Raw genomic sequence first — 15,439 nt, 5'->3', positions numbered from 1 at the left:
CGGGCCCGCGCGCTTCCCGTGTCGGCTGATCAGACCGGCATCGGTACCCTGCTAGCACACATCATTCCCCAAGGAGTCCCGCATGTTCTTTCGCAAGACTCGCACCCGCAGCACACGGTGGCTGATTGCCATCGGCGCCCTTGCCCTGAACGCGCTGATCCTGGCACCCGCCCAGGCCGCGGCCGGCCTTAACGTCGTCGCCACGACCTCCACCCTGGGCGCGCTCGCCCGCGAGATCGGCGGCGATCAGGCCGAGGTCCGCGTCCTCGCGCCACCGGACCGCGACGCACACTATCTCGACGCCCGCCCCAGCTTTATGGCCGCCCTGCGCCGCGCCGACATGCTGCTGGAGATCGGCGCCGGGCTCGAGGAAGGCTGGCTACCGGCCGCGCAGCGCGGCGCCAGCAACCGCGCCATCAACTCCGGACAACCGGGGCACTTCCGCGCTGCGGACATGATCGAACTGCGCCGCTCCATCACCATGGACGGGCCGAACATGGGGCATGTCCACGAGGAAGGGAATCCGCACTTCAACACCGACCCGCGACGCCTGGCCGAGATCGCCATCGCCCTCGGTGAACGCATGGGCCAGTTGCATTCGGACCATGCCGACACCTTCATGGAACGCGCCGAACGCACGGCCAATCGCCTGCGCGAACACGCCGAGGCCCTGGCCGACCGGGTCGAGCCGGGCCAGCACATCGTGGTCTACCATGAAGATCTCGACTATCTGGAAGAGTGGCTGCCGGTCGAGATTGTCGGCTATCTGGAACCGGCCCCGGGCATCCCGCCCACCGCGCGTCACCTGCGCAGCCTGGTTAGTGATCTGGAAGGCACCGAGGGCACCGTCCTGTACGCCGAATTCCAGCCACCGCGCGGCGCCGAGTTCCTTGAACGCAACCTCGGCTGGCCGACGCATGCCGTACCGCTGGACCCGCCCGCCGACTCCGGTCTGGAGGGCTACCTGGAACTGATGACCACCTGGGCCGAGAGCCTGCCGCAACGCTGAACCGATCCCGGCCACCCGCCATGCCCGCAATCCTCGACGCACGCTCCGTCTGCCTTGGCTTCGACCGTCCGGTTCTGGGCCCGCTTTCCCTGGCCATCCCTCAGGGGACGCGCTGGGCCCTGACCGGCCCCAACGGGTCCGGCAAGTCCCTGCTGCTCAAGGCGGTCACCGGACAGGCGCGGGTGCATCGCGGACAACTCGCACTCGCCCCGCGCACACGCACCAGCCTGCTGGCCCAGGATCACGCCCGCCCACGGCTCTGGCCCCTGTCGGGCGCGGACTGGTTGCACGCGATGGGCGCGCGCCCACCCCAGCACCAGGGCATCCAGCGCCTGCTGCGCCAGCGCCTGGATCAAATGAGCGGCGGGCAGTGGCAGCTGCTGCGCCTGGCCGCCGCATTGTCCAGCGCAGACACCGATCCACCGGAGCAGCGTCTGATCCTGCTGGATGAACCGGCCAATCACCTGGACGCCGCGGTGCGCGCCGACGCGATCGAACTGATTGCCGCGCTCCCGCCCGGGGCCACGCTGCTGATGACCAGTCACGATGACGAGTTCCTGCAGGCATTGCAGCTCGAGCGCCATGCCCTCGCGGAGTATCTCGATGCCGGGTGACCTGCTGCTGATTCCGTTCGGCGCCGGCCTGCTGGTCACCATGGTGATGGCGCTCGCCGGGGCCGGGCTGTTCCTGCGCGGTTCCGTCTGGCAGGCACTCGCCCTGGGGCAGTGGGCCGCTGCGGGCGGTGTGCTGGCCTCGGTGCTGCACTGGCCGGTACTGCCCGTAGCCCTGCTGCTGGGAGGCGCGGTCATGGCGCTGCTGCAACGCAGCCGGGACCGGGAGCGCCTGCCACTGGCCGTTTTTCTCGCCGGCCTGGCGGCGATCACCCTGCTGGCCGCCAATTTTTCCCGAGCCAGCCTGGCCGCGGCCGCCTGGGCCGAGGGTCAACTCTACTTCGCCGGCCCGGCCGAGCTCTGGGCCGCGGCGGGGTTCGGGCTCATCAGCTTGCTGCTCGCGTCACGGCTGCTCCGTGTGTGGCGGCATGCGCAGCTCGCACCGGATGTCGCGGCCACACCGGGCCCGAGCGTCCGGATCCGCCTGACGGAGGTCGCCTGGCTGGTGGCCGCAATCGTGCTGGGCAGCATGGTGCTTGGTCTGCCCGCCGCACTGGCGACGCTGCTGCTGCCGGCATGGGGTGCCGCCCACCTCGCCCGCAGCCTTCGCGGCCACCTGCTGTGGTCCCAGGGCCTGGCCGTGGCGGGCTTCCTGATCGCCTGGGGCATCAGCCTGCCGCTGGACCAGCCCTTCGCGCCGGTGCTGGTACTGGTCGCGATTGCCCTGGCCGGGCTCGCCCGTCTGAGCACGCGCTACCGTCCGGGCTGAGGAGACACGAAACCGGGTTTCCCTTGCAGCGGGGCGGGGCGCCCGCTAGCGTCGCAGACATGAATCGCGCCGAACGCATCTTCCACCTGCATCGCCTGCTGCAGTCGCGGCAGCCGCCTTCGCTCGCTCGGCTGATGGAGGAACTCGAGGTCTCGCGCGCCACCATCAAGCGCGACATCGAATACATGCGCGACTTCATGCGGGCGCCGATTGCGTACGACCCGCAGTCCAACGGCTACCAATATGCGCAGGATGCCCCGGCGTTCGAATTGCCGGGGCTGTGGTTCAACGAATCCGAACTCCTGGCCCTGCTGACCATGGAGCAGCTCCTGGAGGACGTTCAGCCCGGCCTGCTGGCACCGACCATCGGACCGCTGAAGACCCGTATCCGCGCACTGCTGGAGAGCGGCGGTCAGCGCATGGACACCCTGCGTCGACGTATCCAGATCCAGCCGCTGGCGCAGCGCGGCAGCCACAGCAACACCTTTCAGGCCATCGCCGAGGCCACCCTGGGCGAGCACCCCGTCCGCATCGAGTACCACGGCCGGGCGCGCAACACCGCCACCCACCGCATCGTGCATCCGCAGCGACTGCTGTACTACCGCGACAACTGGTACCTGGTCGCCTGGTGCGAACAGGCCGGCGCCCTGCGCACCTTCGCGCTGGAGCGCATCCGCTCCAGCGCGGCGATCGCGGGCACCTGCCACGCGCTGGACGACGCCACACTGGACACCCACATTGGCGCAGCCTTCGGCATTTTCACCGGCCCGGCCGAGCAATGGGCCGATCTGCGCTTCACCCCGGAACACGCGCGCTGGGTGGCCGACGAGCGCTGGCACCCGGACCAGGTCGGCCACTTCGAGGGCGAGTACTACCGCCTGCGGGTGCCCTATGCCGATCCCACCGAGCTGGTCCAGGAGATCCTGCGCCACGGGCCGGGCGTCGAGGTCCTGGCCCCGGAGGCCCTGCGCCAGCGGGTGGCTGCCACCCTGCGTGCGGCGGCCGCGCAGTACCCGGCCCCGGCGTGATGCTGCGGCGCTGGCTGCAAACCCTGCGCCGGGGCAACACCAGCGGCCGGCTGGAGGCGATCTGGAGTGCTTCGCATGCCGGCGCCCCGATGTGCGCGCATGCCAGCATGAACGTGACCGCGCAGGGCCTGTCCGGCGACCGTTACGCCACGGGGCGGGGCCACTGGCACACAGTGGAGTCCTGCCCGGTCACGCTGATCACCGCAGGCGAACTGGAACGTGCCGCACGGCGCGGCCGACGCCTGCGCGCGCCGGCCACACCCGCGCCCGGCGACCACCGCCGCAACCTGGTCGTCAGCGGCCTCGGCCGCAGCCCGCGCACGGGTACCCTGCGCATCGGCAGCGTGCGCTTTGCCATCACCCGGCCCCGGCCACCCTGCGGCTGGCTCAACCAGGTGGTGGGCTACAACCTCGCCGGCGCCCTGCGCCAGGACAGCGGCATCTGCCTGCAGCCGCTGGACTCCGGAGTCCTCCACTGCGGCGATCGCGTGCATTGGGAACCGGACGCGGACATACGCTGATCGGGGGTGGCTCATTCTGTGAGCCACCCCCGGTGCTAAAACAGTCGCAACCCCCAACAGGAGCGCGACCATGCGACCGAACAACCGCACCGGACAGGCCCGCCGCATCCCCGTACTGCGCGGCTATTACGCGCGCCGCGGCACCTTCAATGCGACCGCCACCACCGAGGAACTGCTGCAGACCATCCCCCTGGCCGGCTACCGCCACCACGAGGCCCCGCGACTGTGGGGCACACTCAAGCGCGGACAGGCCCTGACCCTGCGCCGCGAGCGCCTGAACCCGCATGACGAAAAGGCGGTTGCCATCGACTGGGTCGGCCACCAGCTCGGCTACCTCCCGCGCGCGCAGAACCGGCTCGCCGCCGACCTGCTGGACCGCGACGAGACCCTGGTCGCCCGCATCATCACCAAGCGCGACCACGGCGATCACCACAACCGCCTGGAACTCGGCCTGTACCGCGCCCGCCCTCGTGGCACAGCGCGGCCGTAACCGGCGCCCTGCCCGCATCGCCACAAAAAAGGGCGGCCCTCGAAGAGGACCGCCCTGACAGCCCGTACAGGACCGCTATCAGGCCGAAGCACGCGCCTGCGCGCTGGACCGGCCCACCAGCTTCCAGCCCGCGAACAGCGCGCCGCCGCCCACGATCAGCGCCAGCAGCGAACCCACATAGCCGGCCTTGGCATCGCCCATCATCGCGCCCGCTTCGGCGCCCGCGATCTGGCCCATCGCACTGGCGGCCTGCGCCACCTCGGCGTTGTGCGAATACACGGCCAGCATCGAGTACAGGGCCCAGAGCACCACGATGGCACCCGTGGCAAGCAGGACAATCCCGGCAATCTTGGCTTGTTCAGCAGTCATTACATCGCTCCTTCCATGGTTAAGTGTTGCGGAGACAGGGGGTCTCCGGCGTGCTTCCTGCACATAAGGCCCGAAGGGTCGCAAGCGCTCCTGATCTGGAGCGCGATACGGTTTCGGTCAGGCCATGCTAGCGCGAGCGACTGAACCGGGCATGAACCGTCGCTACCGTACCCAGATGGTCTTGGCGTTCTGGAATTCGCGGATGCCGAGTTCGGAGAGTTCGCGGCCGTAGCCGGAGTCCTTGACCCCCCCGAAGGGCAGGCGCGGATCGCTCTTGACGATACCGTTCACGAAGGCGCAGCCGCACTCCAGACGCCGGGCCAGGGCCTCGCCGCGGGCCGGGTCCGCGGTCCAGACACTGCCGCCCAGACCGAAGCGCGACCGGTTGGCAAGCTCGATGGCATGATCCGCGTCGCGCGCCCGGGTGACCGCGGCGACCGGGCCGAAGGTCTCCTCGTCGAAGGCGGGCATTCCCGGTTCAACGGCATCCAGCAGGGTGGGCGGGTAGAAGTAGCCGGCCCCGGCACGCGGCTCGCCGCCGGTGACCAGGCGCGCACCGGCGGCCACGCTGCGGGTGACCTGATCGTGCAGTTCGCCGCGCAGGTCGTCGCGCGCCAGCGGGCCGATGTTCGTGCCCTCGTGCATCGGGTCGCCGATGACCAGGGCCTCGATGGCCACACGGAAGCGCTCGACAAAGGCATCCGCCACCGCCGCCTCGACGATAAAGCGCTTGGCGGCGATGCAGGTCTCGCCGTTGTTCTGAAAACGGCCGCGCACGGCCTGTTCCACCGTGTCATCCAGGTCGGCGTCCGCCAGCACGACAAAGGCGTCCGAGCCCCCGAGTTCCAGCACCGAGCTCTTGAGCGCCTTGCCCGCGGCAGCGCCCACCGCACGTCCGGCCCCCTCGGAGCCGGTCAGGCTTACACCCTGGATGCGCGCATCGGCGATGATGTCGGCCACCGCCTCGGAGCCCACCGGCAGGTTCTGGAACACGCCCGCGGGGAAACCGGCCTCGACAAACACCCGCTCTAGGTGCTCGGCACAGCCAGGGACATTCGAGGCGTGCTTGAGCAGCACCGTGTTGCCGGCCAGGGTCGCCGGCACCGCCTGGCGGAAGGCCTGCCAGTAGGGGAAATTCCACGGCATCACCAGCAGCACCGTCCCCAGCGGCTGCCAGGCGATGAAGGAACGGCTGGCATCCGAGGCGATCATCGTGTCCTGCAGGTAATCCGGACCGTGCTCGGCGTAGAACTCACAGGCGGCGGCGCACTTGTCGATCTCGGCACGCGCCTCTACCACGCGCTTGCCCATCTCCTGCGTGGCCGTGCGCGCCAGATCCTCGCGCCGGGCCCGCAGGACGGCGGCGAGATCCCGCAGCCGCGCGCAACGCTCGGCCACCGCGCAGGCGGCCCAGTCGGGTGCTGCGCTCGCGGCCCGGTCCAGCGCCGCCTCCAGCTGCTGTGCGGTCATGCGCGGATAGCGTGCCAGGGTCTCGCCGGTGGCGGGATTGATTGCGTTCAATTCGGTCATATCGTTGCCTCGGCTTGGGACCCCGGAAACAGGCCTTGTTTGAACAATGCAGGTCAGCCGAGTATAAGACCACCCGCATTCGCTTTCGGAAGGACCTTGCCACCATGTCGATCGAATCGATCCGCAATGTCTGCCTGCTCGGCGGCACGGGCTTTGTCGGCCACCACATCATCCGCCGGCTGATAGACCGCGGTCTCAAGGTGCGCGTGCTCTCGCGCCGCCCGCACCGCCACCGTGACCTGCTGGTCAATCCCGAGGTGCACCTGGTCGAGGGCAGCGCCCACGATCCGGCCACACTGGAACGCGTATTCGAAGGCCAGGATGCGGTCATCAATCTGGTCGGCATCCTCAACGAGCGCGGGCACAGTGGCGCCGGATTCCGCGCCGCCCATACCGAGCTGACCGAAAAGGCCCTCGCCGCCGCCGAGGCCCGGGGCGTGCGCCGCTTCCTGCAAATGAGTGCCCTGAAGGCGGACATGGACGACGCCCCCAGCCACTACCTGCGCAGCAAGGGTGCGGCGGAACAGGCGGTGTTCGCCAGCCAGTCGCTTGCGGTCACGGTATTCCGGCCCTCGGTGATCTTCGGGCCGGAGGACTCCTTCCTGAACCGCTTCGCGGACCTGCTGCGCTTCGCGCCGGTGATGCCGCTGGCGCGGGCCGAGGCCCGCTTCGCCCCGGTATTCGTGGGCGATGTCGCCGAGCACTTCGTCGAGGCCCTGGAAGATGCCGACAGCGTCGGCCAGGGCTTTGAACTGTGCGGGCCGAGGATCTACACCCTTGGCGAACTGGTGCGCTATGTCGGCCGCGTATCCGGCCACCGGCGACCGGTGATCGGCCTGCCGGACTGGGCCGGCAAGCTGCAGGCCAGCGTGCTCGAGTTCGTGCCGGGCAAACCGCTCTCGCGCGACAACTTCGCCTCGCTGACCATCGACAGCGTCTGCGACGGCGAGCAGCGCCTGCCCTGCCCCACGCGCCTGGAGTCGATCGCCCCGTCCTATCTGGGCGGCGGAGGGGCCGGCCGCGAGGCGCGCATGCAGCGCCTGCGCACCCTCAACCGCGGGGCCAGCCGCGGCTGAGCCGGGACGCGAACCGGCAGCCGCCATGCAGACCTATCTCGTCGGCGGGGCCGTTCGCGACCGCCTTCTGGGCCGACCGGTCGCGGAACGCGACTACGTCGTGGTCGGCAGTACCCCCGAGGCTATGGAGGCCGCCGGCTTCCGCCCGGTCGGGCGCGACTTTCCCGTCTTCCTGCACCCGCGCACTCACGAGGAGTACGCCCTGGCGCGTACCGAGCGCAAGACCGCGCGGGGCTATCACGGCTTCCAGTTCAATGCCGCGCCCGAGGTCACCCTGGAGGAGGATCTGGAGCGCCGCGACCTCACCATCAACGCGATGGCGGAGAGCGCCGACGGCACCCTGATCGACCCCTACGGCGGTCAGGCCGACCTCGCCGCACGCCAGTTGCGGCATGTCTCCCCGGCCTTTGCAGAAGACCCGGTGCGGCTGCTGCGGGTGGCGCGCTTCGCGGCCCAGCTCGCCCCCTGGGGCTTTCGGGTCGCGCCGGACACCCAGGAGTTGATGCACGAGCTGGTCCGTTCGGGCGAGGTGGATGCGCTGGTGCCGGAACGCGTATGGGCGGAGTGCGAGAAGGCGCTGCGCAGCCCCGCGCCGCGCCGTTTCCTGGAGGAACTGCGCGCCGCCGGAGCGCTCGCCATCCTGTTCCCCGAGATCGAACGCCTGTTCGGCGTGCCACAGCCGCCGCGCTATCACCCCGAGGTCGATACCGGCGTCCACACCCTGATGGTGCTGGATCAGGCGACCGCGCTGTCCGAGGCCCCCGAGGTCCGCTTCGCCGCGCTGGTGCATGACCTTGGCAAGGGCACGACCGACCCCGCGATCCTGCCCAGCCATCACGGCCACGAGGAGCGCGGCGTGGAGCTGATCCGCGCCCTCGCCGAGCGCCTGCGCATACCCAATCGCTACCGCGACCTGGCGGTGCGTGTGGCGCGCTATCACGGCCTGGTCCATCGCGTGTTCGAACTACGCCCGAAGACGGTGATGAAGCTGGTCGACGGCCTCGACGTCCTGCGCCGCCCGGAGAACGTGGAGCCCTTCCTGCTCGCGGTAGAGGCGGACTTTCGCGGGCGCACCGGCTGGGAAGACAAGCCGTACCCGCAGGCCGATGCCGTACGCCGCGCGGTGGCCGCCGCGCAGGCCGTGCAACCGCAGGCCCTGATGGCCGAAGGCTACAAGGGCAAGGCCCTGGGCGAGGCATTGCAGCGCGAACGCATCCGGGCGATTGCCAAGGTCCTCGACGAGCACCCCGACGCGTAGGAGCCTGCTTGCAGGCGAAGCCCCTGCCCGCGTCCGACTTTGGCAGGGGCATTCGCCTGCAAGCAGGCTCCCACGGGGCTCGACGAGCGCAGGAGTGCACCACCTGGGCGCTGCCTGCCCGACATCCAGGCGCTCAGGGGACCGGGCTCCTACTTGCCTGTTTCGGCCCGCGAACGTACTCTTTCGCGGCTCTTTAGCGTACAGAGGAAACCGCGATGGATTTCGCCAAGGCCCGGATCAACATGGTCGAACAGCAGGTCCGCCCCTGGGACGTGCTGGACACGCGCGTGCTGGACGTGATGGAGACGCTGCCACGCGAGCGCTTCATGCCCGAGCCCTACCAGGCCCTGGCATACGCCGATTCCGAGATCCCGCTGGGGCATGGCGAGAACACCCTGGCCCCGGTCGTGGTCGGCCGCCTGCTGCAGGCGGTGTCGCCGCAGCCCACCGAGACCGTGCTGGAGATCGGCACCGGTTCCGGCTACGTCACCGCCTGCCTGGCCCACCTGTGCGCCCGGGTCGACAGCATCGAGCGCATCGACGAGCTGCGCCTGACCGCGCGCAACTGCCTGACCGACCTCGGGATCGACAACGCCCAACTGCGCACCGACACGGTCACCCCGGACTGGGCCCCACCGCGCCCGCGCTACGATGCCATCGTCGTCACCGGCGGCATGACCGAGTACGACGACTTCCTGGAAGCCTACCTGACCCTCGGCGGCCGCCTGTTCGTGATCACCGGTGACGGGCCGATCATGGAGGCCCAGCTGATGACCCGCACCACCGAAGACAACGTCCACCGCGAGGGACTGTTTGAGACCCGCGTGAAGCCGCTGGTCGGCTTCGAACCCCGGCCCGCCTTCGAATTCTGAGGCGGGGCTTCCTGCCCCGCTCCCACCCCGCAGCGCGGCTCGCGAGCCGCCCATGCGCGAGCGTGCATATTTGCCAGTGTTTCCCTAGGATAAGGCTTTCCTTTTATCCCCCCCGGAGTCAGGTTGATGAAACGTCTGCCGTCGCTTTTGGCCGCCGCCGGGCTGGCCTTCCTGGTCGTCGCCCCCGCCGCTGCCTCCAGCCTGATGGAGGTGTACGACCGCGCAGCCGCGGAAGACGCCGAACTGCGCACCGCCGAGGCAGAATACCGCAGCGTGCTGGAGAACCGGCCGCTGGCGCGCTCCGCCCTGCTGCCGCAGATCTCCGGGCAGGCCGAGGCTGGCGCGTTCTACCGCGACGACCGCAATCAGCCCGGCAGCCTCGACGGTCGTCAGACGAGCTTCGGGCTCAACCTGTCGCAAAGCATCTACGACCGCCGCAACTACATCGAGCTGGCCCAGGTCGATCTCCAGATCGCACGCGCCGCGGCCGAGCTGGATGCTGCCCGCCAGGACCTGATTCTGCGCGTGGCCCAGGCCTATTTCGATGTGCTGATCGCACAGGAAACCCTGGCCTTTCGCGAGGCCGAGCTGGAGGCGATCGAGCGCCAGCTGGAACAGACCGAGCGCCGCTTCGACGTCGGCCTGGTAGCCCGCACCGACGTGACCGAGGCCCAAGCCCAGCGCGACATTGCCGAGGCCGAACGCATCGCCGCCGAAAATCAGCTGGATCTGACCCGGGAACAGCTCGCGGTCATCACGAACACCTACTGGGATCAGCTGAATACGCTCGGGGCGGATGCCAAACTCGCACCGCCGGAACCCGCCGATCCGCAGGCCTGGGTCGACATCGCCCTGGCCAACAATCTGGAACTGGTCGCTCAGCGGCTGGGCACCGAGACCGCGCGCGAGCAGATCCAGCGCCAGCGCGCCGAAGGCCTGCCGCGCGTCAACCTGAACGCCGGGGTCAACGAGAACCGCTACCACGGCCTGGATGCCGGGGCTGCCGGCGGCATGTTCTTCGAGGGCACCGAGGCCCAGGTCGGACTGCAGCTGGAGATCCCGCTGTACACCGGTGGCCGCGTCAGTGCCCTGACGCGCCAGGCGCGCGAGGATTTCCAGGCCGCGCAGGAAGGCCAGTCACTGGTGGAGCGCAGGACCACCCAGGACACCCGTAGCGCCTACCTGTCGGTGATCTCCAACAGCTCGCGCGTGCGGGCCCTGGAACAGGCTCTGGTCTCCACGCAGTCCGCGTTCGAGGCGGCCGAGGCTGGCTTCGAGGTGGGCACCCGGACCCAGGTAGACGTCCTGCTTGCGCTGCGTGAGGTCTTTCGCGCCGAGCGTGACTACGCCGAGGCCCGCTACGGCTTCCTCGGCGAATCGCTGCGCCTGCAGCGCGCTGCAGGCCGCCTGAGCGTCGCTGACCTCGAGGCCATCGACGACCTGCTGGAGTAATGGCAGCCGCCACGCACAACCTCCGGGCCCGCTGTGACCGCCGCCATTCGCGTCTGGTCCTGATTGACCTGCAGGAGCGCCTGCTGGCCGCTATGCCGGAGGACGCCCGCCTCGAGGTCGAGCGCCATTCCGCGCGCCTGATCGAAGCGGCACGCAAACTGGGCGTACCCATCGAGGTCTCGCGCCAGTATCCCGAAGGTCTCGGCGATCTCACCGAGACCCTGCAGCAGGCCCTGGGCGGCGACGGCCGCGTAAGCGACAAGACCGCCTTTTCCTGCTGTGCCGAACCGGAGCTGCGGGCACATCTGACCGCGGGCGAGCAGATCATTCTGACCGGCTCGGAGACCCACATCTGCGTGACCCAGACGGCGCTGGAGCTGCTCGAGGCCGGCGTGAGCGTGTTCGTAGTCGAGGACGCGGTCTGCTCGCGCGATGCTACGCGCAAGCGCAACGGGCTGGAGCGCCTGCGCGCCGCCGGCGCCATCATCACCAACCATGAATCGGTACTGTTCGAGTGGCTGCGCGACGCGGCCGACCCGCAGTTCCGCGAACTGAGCCGGCTGATCCGCTAGCCAACGACAAGGAGATCCGCACGGATGCGCATGCTTGGAAACCTACTGCTGGGTGCGTGGCTGATCCTGTTCGGCCTGCGCGGCCTGCTGGGGCTGCAGTTTCAGTACGACCACTATGTGATCAGCGGCCTGGCGGTAATCGCCGGTATCCTGTTCATCCTGCGACGTTAATCGAGCCGCCATGCGCCTTTCGCCCGAAGAATACCGCCAACTGGACCACCGCCGGATCACCCTGCTGGGGATGTCCGGTGTCGGCAAGACGCGCCTGTCCAATATGCTGCGGCGCGAGGAGTGGTTCCACTATTCGGGTGACTACCGGATCGGCACGCGCTATCTGAGCGAGCCGATCCTGGACAATATCAAGGCGCAGGCGATGGCCGTGCCGTTTCTGCGCGACCTGCTGCGCTCGGATTCGATCCAGATCATCAACAACATCACGGTGGACAACCTGCACCCGGTGGCGAGCTTCCTCGGCAAGCTCGGCAACCCGGAACAGGGCGGCCTGCCACTGACCGAGTTCAAGCGCCGCCAGAGCCTGCACCACAAGGCCGAGGTGCAGGCGATGCTCGACGTGCCGGACTTCATCCACAAGGCGCAGACGCTGTTCGGCTATCCGCACTTCGTCAACGACGCCGGCGGCTCGGTCTGCGAGCTGGACAGCCCCGGCGTGCTGGAAACGCTCGCGGAGCACACGCTGATCCTCTACATCAAGGCAACCGACGAGGACGAGCGCCAACTGATCGAGCGTGCTGAGAGCGACCCCAAGCCGCTGTACTACCGCGAGGCCTTTCTCGACCAGCAGCTCGCCGAATACATGCGCGACGAGGGGCTGGACTATGTCGCCCAGATCGACCCGGACGCCTTTGTGCGCTGGGTGTTCTCGCGCCTGTTCCGGGCGCGCCTGCCGCGCTACGAGGCGATCGCCGAGGCCCATGGCTACACCATCAGCACCACCGAGCTGGCCCGTGTGCGCAATGCCGGGGAATTCGATGACCTGGTCTGCATGGCCCTGGAACGGGAGGCCCGTCTCTAATGCCGCTCGTTGCGCACTCCGACCTGCCCACCTTCGCCCGCCTGAAGAGCGAGGGCGAGACCGTACTGCCCAGCGACTTCGCCCAGCAGCAGGAGATCCGCGCGCTGCACATCGGGCTGTTGAACATGATGCCGGACGCCGCCCTGGCGGCCACCGAGCGCCAGTTCTTCCGCCTGATCGGCGAGAGCAACCAGATCGCGCAGTTCTACATCCACCCCTTCACCCTGCCGCAGCTCAAGCGCGGGCCGAAGGGGCGCGATCACATCCAGCAGTACTACGAGGACTTCGAGGACCTGAAGCAGGAAGGCCTCGACGCGCTGATCATCACCGGCGCCAACGTGACTCAACCCGATCTGGCGCTGGAACCCTTCTGGGAGCCCCTGGCCGAGGTGGTCGACTGGGCCTGGGACAACGTGACCTCCACGCTGTGCTCCTGCCTGGCCACCCACGCCGTGCTCCAGGCGCGCTACGGCGAGCATCGCGTGCACATGGGCGAGAAGCTGTGGGGCGTATTCCCGCACCGTGTGGTGGACCGCGGCCACCCGCTGGTCACCGGCGTGAACACGCGGTTCGATGTGCCGCACTCACGCTACAACGACGTCTCGCGCCAGCAGTTCGAGCGCCACGGCCTGCGCGTACTGGTCGAGAGCGAGGACGCCGGTATTCACCTGGGCGCGTCGCCGGACGGCTTTCGCATGGTCTTCTTTCAGGGGCACCCGGAGTACGACTCGATCAGCCTGCTCAAGGAATACAAGCGCGAGGTGGTGCGCTACATCCAGGGCGAACGCGACGCCTATCCCCCGCTGCCGGAGAACTACCTGCTGCCACAGGCGGCGGCGATCCTCGACGAGCACCGCGAGCACGTCGAGGCCGCGCTGGAACACTGCACGGAAATCCCGGCCCTGCCCGAGGCGCTGCTGCTCGATCGCCTGGACAATACCTGGCACGACACCGCGCTGGCCGTGATGAACAACTGGCTGGGCAACGTCTACCAGCTCACCAACCTGGACCGGCGCCGCCCCTTCCGCGACAGCGTCGACCCGACCGACCCGCTCGCCGGCCGGCGCTGACGCGCCACGTGCGGCGGCGGTTACTGCCGCCGCCGCGTCGGTGTCATTACGCAGCGTGCGGCAACGCCGCTACCGCCCGCACCGAAGCCCACCGCCCCGCGCGCAGCTGAAATGCGCCGCCGCGCGGGGCCGGGACCGGCACCCTATGCGCACTGGAATAAACCGATGACCGAAAACGCCCCGGACAAGCTGCCGCGACCGATCCTCTCGCTGTACGAAACCATCGCCGGTGACGAAGACGCGCGGATCTGCAAGGACATCCCCGAGGAGGCCTGCCGCGCGCAACCGGTCAACTTCTTTGTTCATCTGGTCGCGAACACCCTGAGCAAGATCGGCGACGAGCTGGCCTCTGCCCGACTGGTACTCGCCTGGCTGCTCGGGGCACTCGGGGCCCCGGCCGCGTTCGCCGGCTTCCTGGTGCCAATCCGCGAGTCCGGCTCGCTGCTGCCGCAGCTGTTTGTGGCCGCCTCGATCCGCCGACGCGCCATCCGCAAGGGCTTCTGGATTCTGGGCAGCGTGCTGTCCGGGCTGGCCGTAGCAGGGATGGCCATCGTCGCCGTGACGCTGGAGGGGGCCGCCGCCGGCTGGGCCATCCTCGGCCTGCTGACCCTGTTCGCCCTGGCGCGCGGCATCAATTCGGTCGCCTCCAAGGATGTGCTGGGCAAGACCATCGCCAAGCACCAGCGCGGCACCGTGATGGGCTACGCCGCCTCCGCCGCGGGTTTCTTCACCCTCGGGCTCGGCGTCTATCTGACGCTGGCCAGCCTCGAGGAGGCCGGGGTTGGCGTATTCGTCGCCCTGCTGCTGGCCTCGGCCGGGGCCTGGTGGGTCGCAGCCGCCACCTTCTCGCGCCTGCACGAGGCCCCCGGTTCCACCGAGGGCGGCGGGAACGCCGTGGTCGAGGCCCTGCGCTCCATCCGTCTGCTATGGACAGACCGCCCGTTCGCGCATTTCGTCTTCACCCGCGCCCTGCTGATGAGTACCGCCCTGGCGCTCCCCTTCTACGTGCTGCTGGCGGAGGACGCCACCGCGGGCGACCTCGGCACCCTCGGCCTGCTGATCCTGGCCAGCGGCCTAGCCTCGGCGGTCTCCGCGCCGATCTGGGGCCGTCTGTCCGATCGTTCCGCGCGCTGGGTCCTGATCCTGTCCGGTCTGCTGGCGGCCGGGCTCGGTATCGTGGTCGCGCTGGGGGTCTGGTTCGCACCGGTGGATACCGACCATGCGCTGGTGCCCGGTGGCTGGGTCTTCGCCGCGCTGTTCTTTCTGCTCGGTGTCAGCCATGCCGGCGTTCGGCTGGGGCGCAAGACCTACCTAGTGGACATGGCGACGCAGGAGACGCGCGCGGCCTTCACCGCCGTCAGTAATACGGTGATCGGCGCGCTGCTGCTGGTCGGCGGTCTGTTCGGGCTGCTGGCGCAGCTCGCCGGCACCGAGTTCGCGATCTTCGTCCTCGCGCTGATGAGCCTGGCCGGCGCCGCCAGCGCCTGGCTCATGGGCGAGGCCTGACACCCGCCCTCGCCCCCAGCTGCCTGCCCTGGGTGGTTGGTCCCGGTTCAGCCCTTTTGCTTAAGTGCCTCCGGCCTGCCGCCTGCCTTGTAGTGGCTGGTCCTGGTTCTGCATCCGGTGTTTACGGTGGCTTCGGTCCACATACTGCCCGGCGCTGACTCGCCAGCGCGCCCCGAGTGACTTCTTTGCTCGTGCAAAGAAGTCACCAAGAAACACGCCCGACTGCCGCGACCCCGGCCCGCTGTGCGGGCCGGGGTTTCCCTCGCTCCGAGG

At 69.1% G+C, this 15,439-nt stretch carries 17 protein-coding genes; 15 read left to right on the top strand and 2 right to left on the bottom strand.

The features are described from left to right. The first annotated feature begins 82 nt into the window (after positions 1–82). The 6 genes from D000_RS0111170 to D000_RS0111145 all read left to right on the top strand — a co-directional run bounded on the left by D000_RS0111170 (position 83) and on the right by D000_RS0111145 (position 4,428). Positions 83–1,009: a metal ABC transporter substrate-binding protein gene (locus D000_RS0111170; protein ID WP_018873609.1), complete on the top strand. Its 927-nt coding sequence runs from the start codon at positions 83–85 to the stop codon at positions 1,007–1,009. 20 nt (positions 1,010–1,029) lie between these two features. After that, positions 1,030–1,623 (top strand): ABC transporter ATP-binding protein, encoded by a 594-nt coding sequence (locus D000_RS0111165; protein ID WP_018873608.1) that lies wholly within the window; start codon positions 1,030–1,032, stop codon positions 1,621–1,623. After that, entirely contained in the window at positions 1,613–2,389 is a 777-nt protein-coding gene (locus tag D000_RS0111160; protein ID WP_018873607.1) for a metal ABC transporter permease, read from the top strand. Before D000_RS0111165 ends, D000_RS0111160 begins: the two co-directional genes overlap by 11 nt. Before the next feature lie 59 nt (positions 2,390–2,448). Further along, on the top strand, positions 2,449–3,417 hold the full coding sequence (locus D000_RS0111155; RefSeq protein ID WP_018873606.1) for a YafY family protein: 969 nt from the start codon (positions 2,449–2,451) through the stop codon (positions 3,415–3,417). Next, positions 3,417–3,938: an MOSC domain-containing protein gene (locus D000_RS0111150; protein WP_018873605.1), complete on the top strand. Its 522-nt coding sequence runs from the start codon at positions 3,417–3,419 to the stop codon at positions 3,936–3,938. The genes D000_RS0111155 and D000_RS0111150 overlap by 1 nt, the downstream gene beginning before the upstream one ends. Before the next feature lie 70 nt (positions 3,939–4,008). Further along, complete coding sequence (locus D000_RS0111145; RefSeq protein ID WP_018873604.1) at positions 4,009–4,428, top strand: HIRAN domain-containing protein; 420 nt, start codon at positions 4,009–4,011, stop codon at positions 4,426–4,428. 78 nt (positions 4,429–4,506) lie between these two features. Here D000_RS0111145 and D000_RS0111140 read toward each other — a convergent pair whose 3' ends face one another. Next, positions 4,507–4,797, bottom strand: a complete 291-nt coding sequence (locus tag D000_RS0111140) for a hypothetical protein (protein ID WP_018873603.1) — start codon at positions 4,795–4,797, stop codon at positions 4,507–4,509. A gap of 162 nt (positions 4,798–4,959) precedes the next feature. Then, the gene (locus tag D000_RS0111135) at positions 4,960–6,327 is read right to left on the bottom strand and encodes an NAD-dependent succinate-semialdehyde dehydrogenase (RefSeq protein ID WP_018873602.1); all 1,368 of its coding nucleotides are present in this window, start codon (positions 6,325–6,327) and stop codon (positions 4,960–4,962) included. 104 nt (positions 6,328–6,431) lie between these two features. Here D000_RS0111135 and D000_RS0111130 point away from each other — a divergent pair, with 104 nt between their 5' ends. The 9 genes from D000_RS0111130 to D000_RS0111090 all read left to right on the top strand — a co-directional run bounded on the left by D000_RS0111130 (position 6,432) and on the right by D000_RS0111090 (position 15,166). After that, the gene (locus tag D000_RS0111130) at positions 6,432–7,403 is read left to right on the top strand and encodes a complex I NDUFA9 subunit family protein (protein WP_018873601.1); all 972 of its coding nucleotides are present in this window, start codon (positions 6,432–6,434) and stop codon (positions 7,401–7,403) included. A 25-nt stretch (positions 7,404–7,428) separates the two neighbouring features. Further along, positions 7,429–8,661, top strand: a complete 1,233-nt coding sequence (locus D000_RS0111125; protein ID WP_018873600.1) for a multifunctional CCA addition/repair protein — start codon at positions 7,429–7,431, stop codon at positions 8,659–8,661. Positions 8,662–8,876: 215 nt separating this feature from the next. Then, positions 8,877–9,533, top strand: coding sequence for a protein-L-isoaspartate O-methyltransferase (locus D000_RS0111120; protein ID WP_018873599.1), 657 nt, complete (start codon positions 8,877–8,879; stop codon positions 9,531–9,533). A 126-nt stretch (positions 9,534–9,659) separates the two neighbouring features. Further along, complete coding sequence (locus D000_RS0111115) at positions 9,660–10,985, top strand: TolC family outer membrane protein (RefSeq protein ID WP_018873598.1); 1,326 nt, start codon at positions 9,660–9,662, stop codon at positions 10,983–10,985. Then, a complete protein-coding gene (locus D000_RS0111110) occupies positions 10,985–11,557 on the top strand; it encodes an isochorismatase family protein (protein ID WP_018873597.1) in 573 nt (190 codons plus the stop codon). Before D000_RS0111115 ends, D000_RS0111110 begins: the two co-directional genes overlap by 1 nt. A gap of 24 nt (positions 11,558–11,581) precedes the next feature. Then, positions 11,582–11,728 (top strand): hypothetical protein, encoded by a 147-nt coding sequence (locus D000_RS14310; protein ID WP_018873596.1) that lies wholly within the window; start codon positions 11,582–11,584, stop codon positions 11,726–11,728. Positions 11,729–11,738: 10 nt separating this feature from the next. Further along, positions 11,739–12,590 carry a hypothetical protein gene (locus tag D000_RS0111100; RefSeq protein WP_018873595.1) on the top strand — a complete coding sequence of 284 codons (852 nt, stop codon included), beginning with the start codon at positions 11,739–11,741 and terminating at the stop codon, positions 12,588–12,590. Next, a complete protein-coding gene (locus tag D000_RS0111095) occupies positions 12,590–13,660 on the top strand; it encodes a homoserine O-succinyltransferase (RefSeq protein ID WP_018873594.1) in 1,071 nt (356 codons plus the stop codon). The genes D000_RS0111100 and D000_RS0111095 overlap by 1 nt, the downstream gene beginning before the upstream one ends. Before the next feature lie 165 nt (positions 13,661–13,825). Then, positions 13,826–15,166, top strand: coding sequence for an MFS transporter (locus D000_RS0111090; protein ID WP_018873593.1), 1,341 nt, complete (start codon positions 13,826–13,828; stop codon positions 15,164–15,166). The last annotated feature ends 273 nt before the right edge of the window (positions 15,167–15,439 follow it).

The organism is Thioalkalivibrio sp. ALJ16 (assembly GCF_000377345.1).
In the GTDB taxonomy this organism is placed as follows: domain Bacteria; phylum Pseudomonadota; class Gammaproteobacteria; order Ectothiorhodospirales; family Ectothiorhodospiraceae; genus Thioalkalivibrio.
This window is presented reverse-complemented; position numbering and strand designations above follow the sequence as displayed.